Origin of the sequence: Pseudomonas sp. MM213 (genome assembly GCF_020423045.1) — a bacterium.
GTDB classification, from domain to species: domain Bacteria; phylum Pseudomonadota; class Gammaproteobacteria; order Pseudomonadales; family Pseudomonadaceae; genus Aquipseudomonas; species Aquipseudomonas migulae.
Map to the genome: position 1 here is coordinate 1197424 of NZ_CP081943.1, position 16492 is coordinate 1213915.

A 16492-nucleotide genomic window follows, 5' to 3' on the forward strand; every position below is an offset into this window, starting at 1 on the left:
GCGCGCAAACAAGCCCAAAGCGACGCCTGCCCGGGGGCCGGCGCCAGAGTGGCGGGTGAAGGCTTATTCGCCGTAGATATCGAACGCGAAGTACTTGCTCATCACTTGCTGGTACTTGCCATTTTCGCGGATGGCGTCAATGGCGGCACTCAGGCGGACAACGTTGGCACTGTCACCTTTACGCACCGCGATCCCGGCGCCCCGACCGAAATATTTCGGGTCGTTGATGTCCGGTCCTACCAGGGCGAAATCCTTGCCCGCCGCGGTTTTGATAAAGCTTTCGTTGGTGTTGACGATGTCGGCCAGCGTCGCGTCCAGACGGCCTGACGCCAGGTCGAGGAACGCCTCATTCTGCGAGGAATAGCGCACCACCTCGATCCCGCGTTCCGCCAGCTGTTCGGTGGCGAAACGGTCGTAAGTCGAGGCGCGTTGCACGCCGACTTTCTTGCCTTTGAGATCAATCAGCGGGTCGTTGATCACGTTGCCGGCCTTCATCGCGAACTTGCCCGGCGTGTGGTAGTACTTTTTGCTGAAGTCGACCGACTTCATCCGGTCTTCGGTAATCGACATCGACGACAGCACGGCGTCGATCTTGCGCACTTTGAGTGACGGGATCATGCCGTCGAACTCCTGGATGACCCACTCGCATTTGATCTTCATTTCTTCGCACAGGGCATTGCCGATGTCGTAGTCGAAACCGCTGACGTTGCCCTCCGGTGTCTTGAAGGAGAAGGGAGGGTAAGCGGCTTCGATACCGATACGCAGGCTGTCTTCGTCGGCATGCGCCAGGAAGCTTGTTGCGCACAGTGCCATGGCGCCTAGAAGTGCTCTTTTGTTCATTTTGTTGACTCCTTGAAGGGGCGTTTGGGTGGTCCGGGTAGAAGCCGTCCGATCTGGCGATGTCGCAGTCCCTGAAATGTGTGCAGCTATAATTGACACGTTTTATTTCATTTTGCAACAGTGTGAAAATATACATATCAAAACAGGGCGCACAAATTCTCGACGCGCATGACCCGAAACCGGTGTGTAGTGAGGGCCGTCAGTCACCCGTCGGAGGAGGGGGAGCGGGGGTGATCTACACTCTTGATGGCTGAGAAAAATGCCAGGAGGTTTTCATGAACAGGTTGTCTTGCATTGGCCTGTGTCTCGCGCTGTCGGTTGTCGCTACTCAGAGTCGGGCAGAAACGGTTGTGCCGATGAAAGGGCAGAACTCGCAACAGACACAGCTGGACATCAATGAGTGCCACAACGTGGCCGCCAGTCAGAGTTCATCGACGCAGCCAACATCCGGTGGCCGCCTGAAAGGCGCGGCGGTCGGTGCCGCTGCCGGAGCCGCTGGAGCTCAGGTTCGCGGGCGCCAGCACGACGAGTTTTATGACCGCGTCGATGACGATGTAAAGCAGGATTATCGGCAGAATCGCGCCAAAGAGACGGCAGCGGCAGGCGCGGTGGTCGGTGGCTCGCGTCAACGCCAGGAGCGCCGGGCGCAGCAGAAAACCGCCGCTTCGACCAGCTCGACGGCCTATACCAGTTGCCTGCAAGGTAAGGGGTATCAGGTCAATCCCTGAGCGTGTTTTGGCGGTCGCTGATCCAGCAGATACACCATCAGGCAGGCATACAGCGTCACCAGAATGAACAGTCCCATGCGCACGGCGAATGCGGTGTAGACGTCCTTGCCTGCGATGCTGTCCTGCACCGACTGGCCCAGCAGAATGATCATCGTGATCAGGCTGTTGAGCCAGAACCCCGGGGTTAAACTTGTCGGGCTCAGCGCGTAGAGCTTGCGCGCAATGATCAGACCGAACAGCAGCATCCACAGAAAAAACATCCAGAGGTGCACAAACAGGCTGAGTGCACTCCAGAACAGCACCGCCAGCACACCGGCGAGCAGGGTCGAACCGACCAGTTCGCGACCGGCGTTGCGGGCTGTGGTGGAACTCTGCTGACCCAGGCCGACCGCCTTCAGGATGATCGGCAGATAGCTTGCCGGATCGATCAATGCCAGTAAAAACGCCGGTAGCACAATCAGGGTTGCACGCAGCGCCACGCGGCTGACTTCTTCGGCTGGCATCGGCGGCGCGACTGGCGGCGACGGTGCGTTGGCAGGTTCAGGAAACAGCCAATGACTCAGCCCGACCACCATCACGGCCAGCAGCAATCCTTTGACCAGCGCCCCGATGACCGTCGCCGCGAGGTCGAACTCGGCAACGCCGGCCGAGGAAATCATGGTCAGGCCGATCACCAGGAACGTGACGATCAAATTGTTGCCGCCGCGCAGCCCAAAACGAAACACCATAAACAGGCACACGCCGATCAACAGTACGCCGCTGACCGGGTAATAACGCAGGATCGGAATCAGCAACAGGCCGACGCCGGTGGTCAACATTGCGATCAGCGCGAGCGCCAGTCCAGCCTTAAACGGCAGCGCACGATTGACGCTGGCGAGCAACAACAACGCCAGCACCGGCGCGATGAACGGAATCGGCAATCCCAAACCGAAACTGGCCGCCAGACACATCGCGGTGCCGGTGGCCAGGCGCAATGCGCGCTGCTCCCGGGGTGTGCGCTCAGTAGGCATACGACAGCCAGCTCATCAGGCCCACAAACAAGCGGCCGAGTGGATTCAACGGATTGCCCTCGGTGGGGAACGCCATGACTTCAGCCTGACCGCCGGTACGAATGGCGCGACTGTCTTGCAGTTTGGCCATCGAGTCTTCGGAAAATTCGATGATCACTGGAAAGCGTTGGGCCGGGCGCAGCCAGTCACGGCTGTTCTGCACAGTGGGCAACGTACCGGGTGGCGGCGTCTGACCGACACTGACGCCGTAACCGACACTGCGCACGCGCCCCTCGAACACCTCGCCCGGCAGCGCATCCAGAACGATTGCCACCGGCGTATCGACCCTGACCCGGCCGAGGTTGTTTTCGGTCATGTCCGCGCTGATCCAGACATCGTGGATCGCGATCAGCGTCATCACCGGAGTGCCAACGGCAGCGAACTGCCCGGCGTCAGTGCGCAAGTCGGTGATCAAACCGGCCGAACGCGCACGAATCTGCGTATTGGCCAGATCCAGCTCGGCTTTCGACAACGCGGTGGCTGCACTGCGCAGCAAGGCGTTCTCTTCCTCGCTGCCACCTTCCTGCTCACGCGCGCGCTGGACTTCGGCACGGGCAGCGGCGACCTGGCTGACCGCTTGTTCGCGGTTGGCCCGAGACACTTCGAGCAGGCGCACGGAAATGGTCCCGGGGTCGTCGCGGTACAAACCTTCAAGGCGCTGATTGTCCTGGCGAGCCTTGAGTTCGTTGGCTTGCGCGGCGCGTAAATTGGCCTGGGCCGAGGCAATGCCGGCGGTACTGGCGCCGATCTGGCGACGTGTCGACTCAAGGTCTGCGCGCGCACGGTCGACGGCGATCTGATAAGGCTGAGGATCGACCTCGAACAGCACGTCTCCCGCCTTCACGTCCTGATTGTTGCGCACGTTGACGCGAATGACCCGACCGGCCACTTCCGCGGCCACCGGAATGACAAAGGCACCGACCCGAGCCTGTTGCGTATAAGGCGTGTATCGGTCGGCCAACAGATACCAGGCCAGGCTCAGGAGGATCAACAGCAGCACCCACTTGAGCCCTTTTTTCGCCGGGTCGGCAGGCGGTTCAGGCGCCTTGGGGGAGGGCGCCTCAGGGGAGGGTTGCGCGGCATCACTCATGGTCCGTTACCTTTTTTGGCGGCTGCGGGCTCATCCAGTAAATCGCCCCAGTCCGTGCGTTTTTTCATATCCTGGCGGGTGGCCGGATCAACGATCGGCTGGGCGCTGTACCAACCGCCGCCCAGCGCCTTATACAGCGCGATCACATTGCTCACGGCATTGCTGCGGCTGACCAGGTAATTGTCCTGTTGCTCCAGCAATGCGCGTTGCGCGTCCAGCACCCGCTGAAAGTCGGAATAGCCTTCGCGATACTGGGCGCTCGCCAGCACCAACGAACGTTTGGCGGCGACTTCAGCCTCACGCAGGATGCTTTCGCGCTCCAGGGATTTGATCAGCCCATTGGCGGCGTCATCTGCCTCGCGAGCCGCTTGGCGAACCTTGTCGCGGTAAGCCTCGATCAACTGCTGCAACCGCGCATCCTGCACGCGCACGTTGTTGCTGATCTGGCCATGGTCGAACAGGTTCCAGCGCAGGCTGGGGCCACCGATCAGGTCCAGACTTCTCGAGGTGCCATTGAGCGTGTCGGCCGACCAGACGATGCTGCCCAATAAGGTCAGCGACGGGTAGAAATCGCTTTCGGCCACACCGATCAAGGCCGACTGGGCCGCGACATTCAGTTCAGCAGCGCGTACATCGGGGCGTCGCAGCAGCAGATTGGCCGGGACGTCCTGCAGCACGGCGCGGTCGACCAGCGGGATCAGTCCTTCATTGTCGATGAGTTGCGGTAGCGCACCGGGCGGCTGGCCAATCAACACCGCCAACGCATTGCGCGTGCGCAGCAACTGATCCTCGAAGCTGGGGATGGTGCTCAGGGTGCCCAGGTACTGGGTTCTGGCTTGCTGCAAGTCGAGTTCGGCTTGTTGGCCGCTGTTGAACAGTTTTTCGGTGATCTCGAAGTTACGCTTTTGCTGTTTGGCGTTTTCCCTTGCAACCCGCAAGCGTGCCTCGGTGGTGCGCAACAAGAAGTACGTATCCGCCAGCTGCGCGCGCAGCAGCACGAGCACGTCTTCATAGTTGGCATGGGCGGCGAAGTAACTGGCATCGGCCGACTCGATCGCTCGGCTGAAACGCCCCCAGAAGTCCAGCTCCCAGCCAATGTCGAACCCGGCACTGTGCTGCCAGAAATGACTGTCCTGAGGATTGTTCCCGCCGGATTGCCGGCGGTTGAAGTACAGACTGTCGGCGCTGGCTTGCTGCAGTTGCGGATAGCGTCCGCTTTGGGCAATCCCCAGTTGCGCACGAGCTTCCATGACCCGCAGACCGGCAATCTTCAGATCCGAATTGTTCGTATCCGCTTCGGCAATCAGACGATCGAGGACGGGATCGCCGAAGACTTGCCACCACTGACGCAAATCCGGGTTCAGGCTGCGTTGACTGGATTGCTCAAGGGCAGGGGAGCTCCAGTGCTCGATCCACGTGGGCTTCGGCGACTGAAAATCCGGCCCCAGACGTACGCAGCCACTCAAGCCGAGCACACCCAGCAGCAACAGTTGTCCCGATCGCGTCAGATGCATGCATGTTTTCCAGCCAAGGAAGTTCACAGGAGCATAGACGTCCAAATGATCAACTGACTGCTAAGCTGTCCAAACATCTGACCCTTTTAACAGGTACGACAGCCATGAATGCACCCCATACCGCTGGATGGCGATTCAAACTGGGCATCGCGATCATTTGTCTGATGCTCGGCTCCTGGCTGTTGGTGCCGATCATGGCGGCAACCGACATGCCGGGTTCCAAGATCGCCGCGCTGACCGGCGTCCTGTTTATCAGTAACAAAGTGCTGTTGATTATCGTCATTGCTGTCATGGGCAAGGCGGGGTTTCAGCAGCTTAAAAGCACTGTATTTGGCTACGTGTCTAAACTGGCACCGGCAACCGACACCGAAGTTGGGCCATGGCGTCATTGGATCGGTGTCGTGATGTTTTGTCTGCCGCTGATTTCGGCATTTCTGGAACCCTATGTCGACAGTATCTGGCCTGGACTCAGGCCCAACATCTGGCAGCTCCAGGCGTTGGGCGACTTGATGTTGATCGGCAGCTTTTTCGTACTGGGGGGAAACTTCTGGGAAAAAGTGCGCGCATTGTTCATTCGAACCGCGCGAGTGGTGAACACCAGTGCAGTGTGATTATTGATTAACTTAACTAAAGGGCTATTTAGTATAGCTATTTGCCATCATGGCATTCGGAGCAGCCATTGCAGCTAAACAGTGAAGCACTCGTGACCGCGCTTAACCTTGAACCGCATGTCGAGGGTGGCTACTACCGAAGAACCTATCAGGCTGATCAACAGCCTATGGTCGAGACGATTGGTGGTCCACGTTACACGATGAGCTCCATCTATTACCTGTTGACCACAGATTCGCCCGTCGGCCAGTTTCACCTGAACCGATCCGACATCATGCATTACTACCACCTGGGCGACGCCATTGAGTACAGCCTGATTTTCCCGGACGGCACATTAAAAACTGTCGTGATGGGCAGCGACGTTTTGGCCGGAGAATGTTTGCAGCTGCATGTACCAGGCGGCATCTGGAAAGCTTCGCGGTTGATGAAGGGATCGACGGGATTCGGTTTGATCAGTGAAGCGGTAACCCCTGAGTTCCATTTTGCGGACATGGAAATGGGCGACAGGAAAAAGCTCAGCGAAGAATTTCCAGAGCATGGAGGGTTGATTGAGCAACTGACGAGAGATTGAGGATCGAGGGGGAATCAGCGCTTCAAAATCTGCGTGCAACCGGGCTGATCCCGAAACATATTGTTACGTGTAATGTATATTATGTTAAATGATGTGTCTGGGTGGAACTTCTTCCAAGGGCCTTTCAGCGAACTTCGCCTACGGGCATCGAAGGACTCTATAGATCTCAGAAACTACCTGCATCGTTGCGTCTTCGATCGTTCCTTCATTACGGCATAAAACCCAGCCGTGATCTGCAATTGCTCGCTCGAACGATTTGGTACAAGCGGCATGTTCTTCCAGCTTATGGATCACAGTACTGCTCAGCCCACGCTGTCGTGCCGCTGCTCTCGCCCATGAAATATCAGGCGCGGTGACAACCCCGACATGCAGGTCTGGCACTTGCACGTTTCGATCAATGTTCAACTGTAGAATCTCTGCAAACGGGACTGTCCGGCGAAACGCGGCATCTGACGGGTACCAGCGATCGATCAAGATGATGCTGCCTGGTGGCTGTTTAGTCAGCACGTGCCGGGTAATCCAGGTACGGCTATCAGCAAAGCGCTCACAAACCGCCAACTCCAAATCCCTGCTGGGATTTCTGGCGAGTTTGTTAACGAGGGTCATTGTTTCACCCCTGAAGGGATCGCTTTTTTCTCGCAAAGTCGGATCACCTTCTTGTTGTCTGCCCTCAGTACTTTCGTAACGGCCTCCAACAGTGTGGTTTTGCCGGTTCCCTTGGGCCCATCTAGAGAAACAAATAGCGAACGATTCATTTTTCACATAACGATTGATATACGGTTTTTTGGCCCGGTTCGTTCGCTGGAACCGCTTGGCGCGACTACGCAAATCGAGTGGAGGGTCCTTATGAACAGAGATTGATGAACACTTTAACCCGGTTTCCGGCTAACGGGTCTCAGAATCCAGGGGGCCAGCCGCTTATGAACACCGCAAGCAAGTCGCTCCCAAAAGGCATCGCTCGCAATCTGTGCAAGCGTCAACAAAGCGTTACTTTTTTGAAACACTTCACAACCGTAGATCAGTAAAACCTGATTTTTGACACTCTCCCGATATGCGGTCACAACTTTTGCACTCCGCTGGGTCCTAACACGGTGGTCGTCGATGGAATATTGGCGTCTAGCGAGGTTCTTACCCGATACGGAGATAAGCTAATGATTTTCAATGTGCAAAATTATGGCGCCAAAGGAGATGGCATCACAGACGACACGGCAGCGATACAAAGTGCGATTGATGCGGCCGCCGCTGCAGGCGGTGGGCAGGTGTATATGCCGACCGGGACATATATTGTTTCGGGAGGTGAGGAACCCTCCGACGGCTGCCTGATGCTCAAGAGCAACGTCTATCTGTACGGCGACGGCATGGGCGATACGACCGTTAAGGTGGCTGACGGCTCCGACACCAAAATCACGGGGGTCATCCGCTCGGCCTATGGCGAAGAAACCCATGACTTTGGCGTCAGCAACCTCACTATCGACGGTAACCGCGACAACACCACCGGCAAGATCGACGGCTGGTTCAATGGCTACATTCCCGGTCAGGAAGGTTACGACTCCAACGTCATCCTCGACAGCGTCGAGATCAAGGATTGCTCCGGGTACGGTTTCGACCCCCACGAGCAGACCGTCAACATGGTCATCAAGAACAGTGTGTCCCACGGCAATGGCCTGGACGGCTTCGTTGCGGACTTTCTCAGCGACAGCACCTTCGAAAACAACGTCGCCTACGACAATGACCGCCACGGTTTCAACGTCGTCACCAGCACCCACGACTTTACCCTCAGCAACAACGTTGCCTACAACAATGGCGGAAGTGGCATCGTGGTGCAGCGCGGCAGCGAGGACATCCCCTCCCCCAGCAACATCACCATCACCGGTGGTGAGGTGTACGGCAACGGCGCTGAAGGCGTGCTGGTCAAGCTGTCCAGCGATGTAACCGTCAGTGGTGTCGATATTCACGACAACGCCAGCGCCGGGATCCGCATCTACGGCAGTAACCATGTCGAGATCATCGACAACACACTCAACAACAACTCTCTGGGCGCCCCCGTACCGGAAATCATCATCCAGTCCTACGACGACACGCTGGGCGTGTCCGGCAAGTACTTCAACGGCAGCGACAACACAATCCAGGGCAATATCATCAGCGGCAGCAACCTGTCGACCTACGGTGTTGCAGAGCGCAATGAAGACGGCACCGATCGCAACGCCATCATCGGCAACACCATCAGCCATACCAGCAAAGGCGCCACACTGGTCTATGGTGACGGCAGTTACGTCAGCGCCACGGTGCCCATGACTACCGTGCAAGGCACGGCTGGCAACGACACTCTGCTGGGCAGCGCGGCCAGCGAAATTTTCTATGGTGCAGCAGGCAACGACACTATCAATGGCGGGGCCGGTGGCGACATTCTAGTGGGCGGTGCGGGCATCGACAAACTCACCGGCGGCACGGGTGCCGATACGTTTCGTTTCGTCGCCCAGTCCGACAGTTACCGCAACGCAACCGCAAGCTTCGATGACACCATCACCGACTTCGACGTCACCCAGGACAAGATCGACCTCGCCGGCCTCGGTTTCACCGGCCTGGGCAATGGCCGTGGCGGCACCTTGCAGGTCAGCTACAGCGCCGGCAACGACCGCACCTACATCAAGGACTACGATGCCGACGTCAGCGGCAATCGCTTCGAGTTGATTCTGTCGGGCAACCTGGCGAGCACCCTTACCGCCAGCAACTTCATTTTCAATCGGGTGGTCACCGGAACCAGCGGCAGCGATTCACTGTTGGGTAGCGATTCGGCCGACACCCTGCTCGGTCTGGCGGGCAACGACAGCCTCAGCGGCGGTGCAGGCGACGACAAAATTGACGGCGGCGCCGGCATGGATACCCTTACCGGTGGCGCCGGGTCGGACACCTTTGTGTTCTCCAACCGCCTGGACAGTTACCGTAACTACAACACCGGCGGCGCCAACCTTGGTGACCTGATCACTGACTTCAATATCGCCGCCGATAAGATCGATCTCTCGGCCTTGGGTTTCACCGGCCTGGGTGACGGCAAAAACAACACCGTGTACCTGGTGCTCAACACTGCCGGTACCAAGACTTACATCAAAACCCTGACCGCCGACGCCAATGGCAACCGTTTCGAGGTAGCGCTGGACGGCAATTATCTCGACAAGCTGACCAGCGCCAATTTTGTCTTTGCCACTTCGCCAACGGTCAACCACGCGCCGGTGGTGGCAACGGCATTGCTGGATCAGAACGCCACCGAAAACACCCCGTTCAGCTACGTCGTGCCGGCCACCAGTTTTACCGATGCGGATAACGACAGCCTCAGCTACACCGCCCAACTGGCCGATGGCAGCGCCCTGCCCGGTTGGCTGACCTTCGACACCGCTACCCGTAGTTTCACCGGCACGCCCAACGACACGGCATCGGGCAATTACTCCATCAAGGTCACTGCATCCGATGGCAGCAACGCAACCGTCAGCGACAGTTTTACGCTGGCTGTACAGGACGTACCCGCCGCACCCACTGTGATCAATGGCACTCCGAACAACGACACGCTGACGGGCACCGCTGCCAACGAACAACTGTTCGGTGGCGCTGGTAACGACACCCTTAATGGCGGCGCCGGCAACGATATCCTGGTCGGCGGCGCCGGCGCGGACAAACTCACCGGCGGCGCGGGCGCCGATGTATTCCGCTACACCTCAAAACTCGACAGCTACCGCACCGCTTCCACCAGCGCCAGTGACCAGGTCCTCGATTTCGACGTGACCGCCGACAAAATCGATGTCTCGGCGCTCGGCTACACGGCCTTGGGCAATGGCCTGAACGGCACGCTGCAGGTGACCTACAGCGCTTCGAGCAATCGCACCTACCTCAAGGATCTCACCGCCGACGCCAATGGCAACCGTTTCGAAGTGTCGCTGGCGGGCAACCTGGTGAACAGCCTGACGGCCAATCATTTTGTCTTCGCGGACCAGAACACTCCCAGCAATGTTGCGCCGGTGGTGGCCATCCCCCTTCTCGACCAGAACGCCACCGAAAGTTCGCCGTTCAACTACACCGTAACCCACGACAGTTTCACCGACGCCAACCAGGATGTGCTGACCTACACTGCGACCCTCGCCGACGGCAGCGCCCTGCCCGCTTGGCTGAGTTTCAACGCCACCAGCCTGGCGTTCTCCGGCACGCCGATCAGCACGGCGTCGGGCAATTACAACGTCCTGGTCAAGGCCACCGATCCTTCTGGTGCGTCGGTCAGCGACAGCTTCGCCCTGGTGGTGGCCGATGCGCCCGCCAACACCATCACTGGCAGCAACAACGCCGAAAGCCTCAACGGCACGGCGGGCGCCGACCTGATCCTCGGCCTCGGTGGCAACGACACCATCAAGGCCGGCACTGGCGCGGACATCGTCGACGGCGGCGGCGGACGCGATTCGCTGTACGGCGGCGACGGGGCCGACGCGTTCCGCTACACCGACGTACTCGACAGTTACCGCGACTACGACGCCGGTGGTGTCACGGCGACCGACACGGTCTACGACTTCACCTCGGGCGTCGACAAGATCGACGTTTCAGCGCTGGGTATTCTCGGCCTCGGCGATGGCAGCAATGGCACGCTGTACATGACTCTCAACGCGGCCGGCGACAAGACCTACATCAAATCCGCCGAGGCCGACGCCGATGGCAATCGCTTTGAAATCGCCCTCAACGGCAACTACCTCGGCACCCTGACCGCCAGTGATTTCGTGTTCGGCGAGCGCGCCCAGCAAGACATCCTCTACCTGCCCACTCTCGGCCAATCCAATGCGCGCCTTTTGCGCATGACGGAGGACGACGATCAATCCGGCACCTCGATGCTGGTAAAAGACCTGGACCGCTACACCCCCTATGACGTGCGCAGCCAGTTCACCGACGCCGATGGCAATGGCATTGACATCGCGGTGGGTGGCAGCACGGTCAATGGCCTGTCGACCTTGGGCGCCGAGGAACTCAAGTTGTGCTGGTGGCTGACCGACACTAACCAACCCGGGCCTGCACTGTTGCGTGCCGTGGCGTTGCTGCAGGACCAGCTCACCGAACTCAAATCCATCGATAACGTCACCATGGGCATCATCTGGGGCCAGGGCGAGGAAGCCGCTCAGGAAATTGGCCGCTCCACGGATAAAGCCGCAGCAGCATCGGCCTACAAGGCCGCGACCCTGAATGTGTTTGATTACCTGCATGCCCAGTTCGGCAACTTCAGCGTGTACATGATGGAAACCGGTCACTACGAGCAGGACGCTGCGCGTGCCCGTGGTTATTCGGAAGAGAAGATTGCCTCAATCGTTACGGGGGTTGGCTATGTCCGCGCCACCCAGGAGGCCATCGCCGCCGAGCGCGCCGACGTCAAGCTGGCAGTGGACTACACCGACCTGCCCTTGCGCTACGAAGTCGATCCGCTGGTCTATCCCGATGACGTCTGGCACCTGCACGAGGAATCAGCGGAAATCGTTGGCCAACGCCTGGCCGATTACATTGCCAATGACCTGGGCTTCCAGGGCAATCCCACCGACAACAACAGCGTGCAGGCCATTTTCGACAACGCTCAGAACCAGGGCGGGATGATTGCCGGCACTGATCAAGCGGATACCTTGGTGGGCAGCTCGGGCAACGACACACTGGATGGCGACTTGGGCGCCGACACAATGACCGGTGGCGATGGCAACGACATCTACGTGGTCGATAACGCGTTCGACAGTGTGGAGGAAACCAACACCTCGACCGCGCAGATTGATACCGTGCAGGCCTCGGTCAGCTGGACGCTGGGCGCCAATCTCGAGAATCTGGTGCTCACCGGCGTGTCGGAAATCGACGGCACCGGCAATGAGCGGCGTAACTTCATCACCGGCAATGCTGCCGACAACGTGCTCGATGGTGCCGCAGGGGCCGACAGCATGAGCGGTGGCGATGGTGACGACACCTACTATGTCGACAATGTCGACGACACCGCGATCGAGACCAACAGCAATGCGGTGCCTGGAGGAGTCGACAACGTACACAGCAGCCTGGCGGCATATACCCTCGGCAGCAACGTCGAGAATCTGTATGTCGATAGCGCTGGAGCCGCCAATGGGACAGGCAATGCGCTGGACAACACGCTGTTCGCCGGCGCCGGCAACAATGTGCTGGACGGACGCGATGGCAACGACACAGTGTCCTTCGAGCGGGCCCTGGCAGGCGTTACTGTAAACCTATCGACGTCCGCACAACAAAACACCGCGGGGTCGGGGCTCGACACCTTGAAATTCCTCGAAAACGTGACGGGAAGCGCCAACGCCGACAGTCTGTCGGGCAACAGCGCCGCGAATATCCTGAACGGTGGTGCCGGTAACGACACGCTGGTGGGTGGTTCGGGCGATGACCGACTGATCGGCGGCGCAGGCACCGACAACCTCACCGGCGGCACTGGCGCGGACACCTACGCGTTTGGAGCGCTGTCGGACATGGGCGTCGGGGCTTTACGCGATGTGATTAGCGGTTTCAAGACCTCTGAGGGTGATCATCTGGATTTCACCAGCCTGGACGCCAACCCGCTGACCGCCACCGTCGACGCATTCATGTTCATTGGCAGCAACGCCTTCGACCCCACCAACGCCACTGGCCAACTACGCTTTGCCGACGGCATCCTCTCCGGCAGCGTCAACGCCGACGTCACCCCCGAGTTCGAATTCGAGATGGTGGGCGTCAAGGAGCTGCAGGCCAGCGATTTCACAGCCTGACCTGATGTGAGGGAGCCTGCTCGCGATAGCGGTCGGTCAATCAGCTTCCATGCTGAACGTACCGCCGTCATCGCGAGCAGGCTCGCTCCCGCAGGGTTTTTTTGGTGCCTGAAAATCAAAGACCAACACAGACTGATGTGGCGAGGGGATTTATCCCCTCGCCACAATTCACCGCGGCCAGTCGCGCTGCCAGCGCAGGACTGGCTTCACGCTCATTCCTCTTTGAAGGCCGCAAGCAAGCGCTCACGCAAAGGTTTCATCAGGTAATTCATCAAGGTGCGTTCCCCCGTCACCACCGTGACATCGGCGAGCATGCCGGGGCGCACCAGCAGACCAGCGGCCTGCAGCGAGGCGACGGTGTCGACGGGAATTTCAACCTTGACGGAAAAGTACGGCTGGTGCGTCTGTTCATTGATCAACTGGTCCGCCGACACCGTAGTTACAGTGCCGGTGACCGTCGGCGTATCCACCTGTTGCAGGGCAGTGAAATGCACATGCACCGGCAAACCCGGGCGTAGCTTATTGGCCATCAGCGGCTCGAAACGCGCGGTGATCGCCATCGGCGCATCCAGCGGTACCACCTGCATCAGGGTTTGGCCAGCCTGCGCAACGCCCCCGACCGTGTGAATGCTCACGTCCATGACCTGTCCGGATACCGGCGCACGGATCGCGCCGTTGTCGACTTCAAACTGCAAGGCATGAATCTGATCGGCATAACCGGCCGCCTCGGCAGAGACTTCGCTGAGCTGCGTTTCGGCATCGCGGCGAAATTCCTGCTGCACCTGCAAGGCCTTGAGCCGGCTTTCGCTGATCGCCTGGCGGGTCCTGCCAACATCGCCCACTCCGGAGGAAATCTGTCCAGCCAATTGGGCTGCATTGCGCTCGGCCTCGAGCAGTTTGTTACGCGGAATGTAACCCTCACGGGCAAGATTGCGCAGGCCTTCCAGCTCCTGCTGCTGGAAGTGCATCTGCGCGTCGTAGTTGCGCTTGACGCCCTCGTAGCCGAGCAATTGCTGCTGCAAGGCCGCGGCTTCGTGTTCGATGATCTGCAAACGGCTGCCCAGTTCTGCACGGCGGGTCAGAAACAGCTGGCTCTGTAAGGCCATGGCGGCCTTGACCCGCGGCTCGTCGGCACGCTCCAGCAGTTCAACGGGCCATTGGATCTCGGCTGAACCCAGGCGCTCGGCGATCAACCGCGCCTCGACGCTACGATCATTGAGCAACTTGCCCAAAGTCACATCCCGTTGTGCCTGCGCCTGCACCGTATTGAGCTGGACCAGCAACTGTCCCTGGGTGACGCGTTCGCCTTCGCTGACCAGTAGCTTTTCTACCACCCCACCGACCAACGACTGCACAGCCTTGCGTTCGCCCGCCACCACCACGGTGCCGCTGCCCACGACACCCTGGTCGAGTGGCGCCAGACAGGCCCAGAGCAGGAAACCGCCCAGTGTCAGGACCAGGAAACCCACACCATAGCGTGCCGCGCCCCCGGCGTCGGTGCTGGCGCGTGGCTGCACTGTGGTGCCACGCGCACTCAGCCCATGCTCACTGTACGTTTGTGCCTCTGGGGTCAGATCACGCATCTCCGCCAGCCTCCCTGACCGCGGCCGGTCTTGGCCCCGGTCTCAATGCCTTGAGCAACCGATCCCTTGGACCGAATGCATGTTGAGTACCGTCCTTGAGCACCAGGATGTGATCAACCACTGCCAGCACATTTGGCCGGTGGGTAATCAGCACCACGGTGCTGCCAGTAGCCTTGAGCGCATTGATGGCCTGCACCAGCGCCACCTCTCCGGCTTCATCGAGATTGGAGTTGGGTTCATCGAGCACGATCAGCGAAGGGTGCCCATAGAGCGCGCGAGCCAGGCCGAGGCGTTGCTTTTGTCCACCGGACAAGCCAAGCCCTCCGGGGCCCAGCGGCGTATCGTAACCCTTGGGGAATTTGAGGATCATCTCGTGAATGCCGGCGTGACACCCTGCGGCGATGATCTTGTTGGCGTCCTGCTCGCCGAAGCGGGCAATGTTGTCGGCCACACTGCCGTCGAACAGCTCGATGTCCTGCGGCAGGTATCCAAGGTGCGGGCCCAGGGCGTCGTGGGACCATTGACTGATCTCGGCGTCGTCCAGGCGCACTGACCCGCCCATGGCCGGCCATACCCCGATCAGCGCCTTGGCCAGCGTTGATTTACCACTGGCGCTGGGGCCAACGACGGCGAGCACATCACCTTTGGTCAGGCTGAAATTGATGCCCCTCAGGATCGGTTGCGAGGCGCCGGGCGGGCCGACATACACCTGATCCAGGCGCAGCGCGCCGGTGGGCGGTGGCAACGGCATGCGCAGGCGCTCGCGCGGTTGCTGAGCAAGCAGTTGGCTCAGGCGCTGGTAACTCTGGCGTCCAGAGTTGAATTGCTTCCACGAACCAATGGCGATTTCCACGGGAGCCAGGGCACGCCCCAGCAGCAGCGACATCGCAATCATCATGCCCGCAGACAATTGGCCTTCCAGTACCAGCAGCGCCCCCAGGCCCAGGGCCAGCGACTGTCCGGAGATGCGCACGAAGCGGGTCGTCGCGGTGATACGCGCGCCGCGGTCGCTGGCATGGGACTGGGCGGCAATGATGCGTTGCTGCAGCAGGCTCCAGCGCTGGCGCAACGGCCCGAGCATGCCCAGAGCCCGGATGACTTCGGCATTTTGTAGCGTGCTGTTTACATAGATCGACGACTGCACGCCCAGGCGATTGGCTTCGTCCAGGCGTGTGCGAGTCGCTAACTCGCCCCACAGCGCCAGGCCGATCAGTACCAGCGCGAGAACCAGCGTCAGCACGCCGAACCAAGGATGAAAGATGAACGCCACCAGCACGAAGATGGGCAACCACGGTGCATCCAGCAAGGCGATCAGGCCCTGGCCGGTGATTAACTGCCGTAGCGTCGCCAGATCAGTGAGCACCTGCGCCGGGTTCGCGTTGTGTTCACGCAGGCTGCGGGCGAAGGCGGCATCGAAAATCCGCTCGCCCAGGGCTTCGTCCAGCCCGGCGCTCATGCGAATCATCACCTCGCCGCGTGCCCACTCGATCAGGGCGCTGAACATGAACAGTCCCAGGGCGATCAAGGTGAGCATGAATAAGGTGGTTTCGTTGCGACTGGTCAGGACCCGGTCGTACACCTGCATCATGTAGAGCGACGGCACCAGCACCAGCAGGTTGATCACACCACTGAACAGCGCCAACGACCAGAACACACGGCGATAGCTTAATAACGCGGCATCAATGTCATGCCGTGGATCGAGAAGCAAACCCATAGAGTGTCGCCCGCAAAAGGAATAGTC

At 59.6% G+C, this 16492-nt stretch carries 10 protein-coding genes and 1 pseudogene; 4 read left to right on the forward strand and 7 right to left on the reverse strand.

Annotation, left to right across the window (positions count from 1 at the left end):
- Positions 1-63: 63 nt before the first annotated feature.
- Positions 64-840, reverse strand: coding sequence for an ABC transporter substrate-binding protein (locus K5R88_RS05400; protein WP_226299373.1), 777 nt, complete (start codon positions 838-840; stop codon positions 64-66).
- Between the two features lie 275 nt (positions 841-1115).
- On the opposite strand from K5R88_RS05400, the gene K5R88_RS05405 reads away from it, so the two are divergent.
- Entirely contained in the window at positions 1116-1568 is a 453-nt protein-coding gene (locus K5R88_RS05405; protein ID WP_008026410.1) for a YMGG-like glycine zipper-containing protein, read from the forward strand.
- On the opposite strand, the gene K5R88_RS05410 is transcribed toward K5R88_RS05405, so the two are convergent.
- From K5R88_RS05410 to K5R88_RS05420, 3 genes are read right to left on the reverse strand one after another with little or no spacing between them, the layout of a single operon-like run.
- Positions 1553-2578, reverse strand: a complete 1026-nt coding sequence (locus K5R88_RS05410) for a DUF2955 domain-containing protein (RefSeq protein WP_008041548.1) — start codon at positions 2576-2578, stop codon at positions 1553-1555. The two genes, K5R88_RS05405 and K5R88_RS05410, sit on opposite strands and share 16 nt — an antisense overlap.
- Entirely contained in the window at positions 2568-3707 is a 1140-nt protein-coding gene (locus tag K5R88_RS05415) for an HlyD family secretion protein (RefSeq protein ID WP_226299374.1), read from the reverse strand. Before K5R88_RS05415 ends, K5R88_RS05410 begins: the two co-directional genes overlap by 11 nt.
- Positions 3704-5221 carry an efflux transporter outer membrane subunit gene (locus tag K5R88_RS05420; RefSeq protein ID WP_192227201.1) on the reverse strand — a complete coding sequence of 506 codons (1518 nt, stop codon included), beginning with the start codon at positions 5219-5221 and terminating at the stop codon, positions 3704-3706. The genes K5R88_RS05415 and K5R88_RS05420 overlap by 4 nt, the downstream gene beginning before the upstream one ends.
- 104 nt (positions 5222-5325) lie before the next feature.
- Here K5R88_RS05420 and K5R88_RS05425 point away from each other — a divergent pair, with 104 nt between their 5' ends.
- Positions 5326-5832, forward strand: a complete 507-nt coding sequence (locus K5R88_RS05425) for a transporter suffix domain-containing protein (protein ID WP_008041543.1) — start codon at positions 5326-5328, stop codon at positions 5830-5832.
- Between the two features lie 68 nt (positions 5833-5900).
- The gene (locus tag K5R88_RS05430) at positions 5901-6401 is read left to right on the forward strand and encodes a cupin domain-containing protein (RefSeq protein ID WP_207284313.1); all 501 of its coding nucleotides are present in this window, start codon (positions 5901-5903) and stop codon (positions 6399-6401) included.
- Positions 6402-6539: 138 nt separating this feature from the next.
- Here the strand turns inward: K5R88_RS05430 and K5R88_RS05435 are convergent.
- A pseudogene (locus tag K5R88_RS05435) lies at positions 6540-7156 on the reverse strand (dTMP kinase).
- A gap of 396 nt (positions 7157-7552) precedes the next feature.
- Here K5R88_RS05435 and K5R88_RS05440 point away from each other — a divergent pair.
- Positions 7553-13168, forward strand: coding sequence for a putative Ig domain-containing protein (locus K5R88_RS05440; protein WP_226299375.1), 5616 nt, complete (start codon positions 7553-7555; stop codon positions 13166-13168).
- A 212-nt stretch (positions 13169-13380) separates the two neighbouring features.
- Here K5R88_RS05440 and K5R88_RS05445 read toward each other — a convergent pair whose 3' ends face one another.
- Both K5R88_RS05445 and K5R88_RS05450 read right to left on the reverse strand, forming a co-directional pair.
- Positions 13381-14751: an HlyD family type I secretion periplasmic adaptor subunit gene (locus tag K5R88_RS05445; RefSeq protein ID WP_226299376.1), complete on the reverse strand. Its 1371-nt coding sequence runs from the start codon at positions 14749-14751 to the stop codon at positions 13381-13383.
- The gene (locus K5R88_RS05450; protein ID WP_226299377.1) at positions 14744-16465 is read right to left on the reverse strand and encodes a type I secretion system permease/ATPase; all 1722 of its coding nucleotides are present in this window, start codon (positions 16463-16465) and stop codon (positions 14744-14746) included. The genes K5R88_RS05445 and K5R88_RS05450 overlap by 8 nt, the downstream gene beginning before the upstream one ends.
- Between the last annotated feature and the right edge of the window lie 27 nt (positions 16466-16492).

Coding starts and splice junctions, on each gene's coding strand:
- K5R88_RS05400 (WP_226299373.1), bottom strand. CDS start 840: ATGAACAAAAGAGCACTTCTAGGCGCCATGGCACTGTGCGCAACAAGC.
- K5R88_RS05415 (WP_226299374.1), bottom strand. CDS start 3,707: ATGAGTGATGCCGCGCAACCCTCCCCTGAGGCGCCCTCCCCCAAGGCG.
- K5R88_RS05450 (WP_226299377.1), bottom strand. CDS start 16,465: ATGGGTTTGCTTCTCGATCCACGGCATGACATTGATGCCGCGTTATTA.
- K5R88_RS05420 (WP_192227201.1), bottom strand. CDS start 5,221: ATGCATCTGACGCGATCGGGACAACTGTTGCTGCTGGGTGTGCTCGGC.
- K5R88_RS05445 (WP_226299376.1), bottom strand. CDS start 14,751: ATGCGTGATCTGACCCCAGAGGCACAAACGTACAGTGAGCATGGGCTG.
- K5R88_RS05405 (WP_008026410.1), top strand. CDS start 1,116: ATGAACAGGTTGTCTTGCATTGGCCTGTGTCTCGCGCTGTCGGTTGTC.
- K5R88_RS05440 (WP_226299375.1), top strand. CDS start 7,553: ATGATTTTCAATGTGCAAAATTATGGCGCCAAAGGAGATGGCATCACA.
- K5R88_RS05425 (WP_008041543.1), top strand. CDS start 5,326: ATGAATGCACCCCATACCGCTGGATGGCGATTCAAACTGGGCATCGCG.
- K5R88_RS05410 (WP_008041548.1), bottom strand. CDS start 2,578: ATGCCTACTGAGCGCACACCCCGGGAGCAGCGCGCATTGCGCCTGGCC.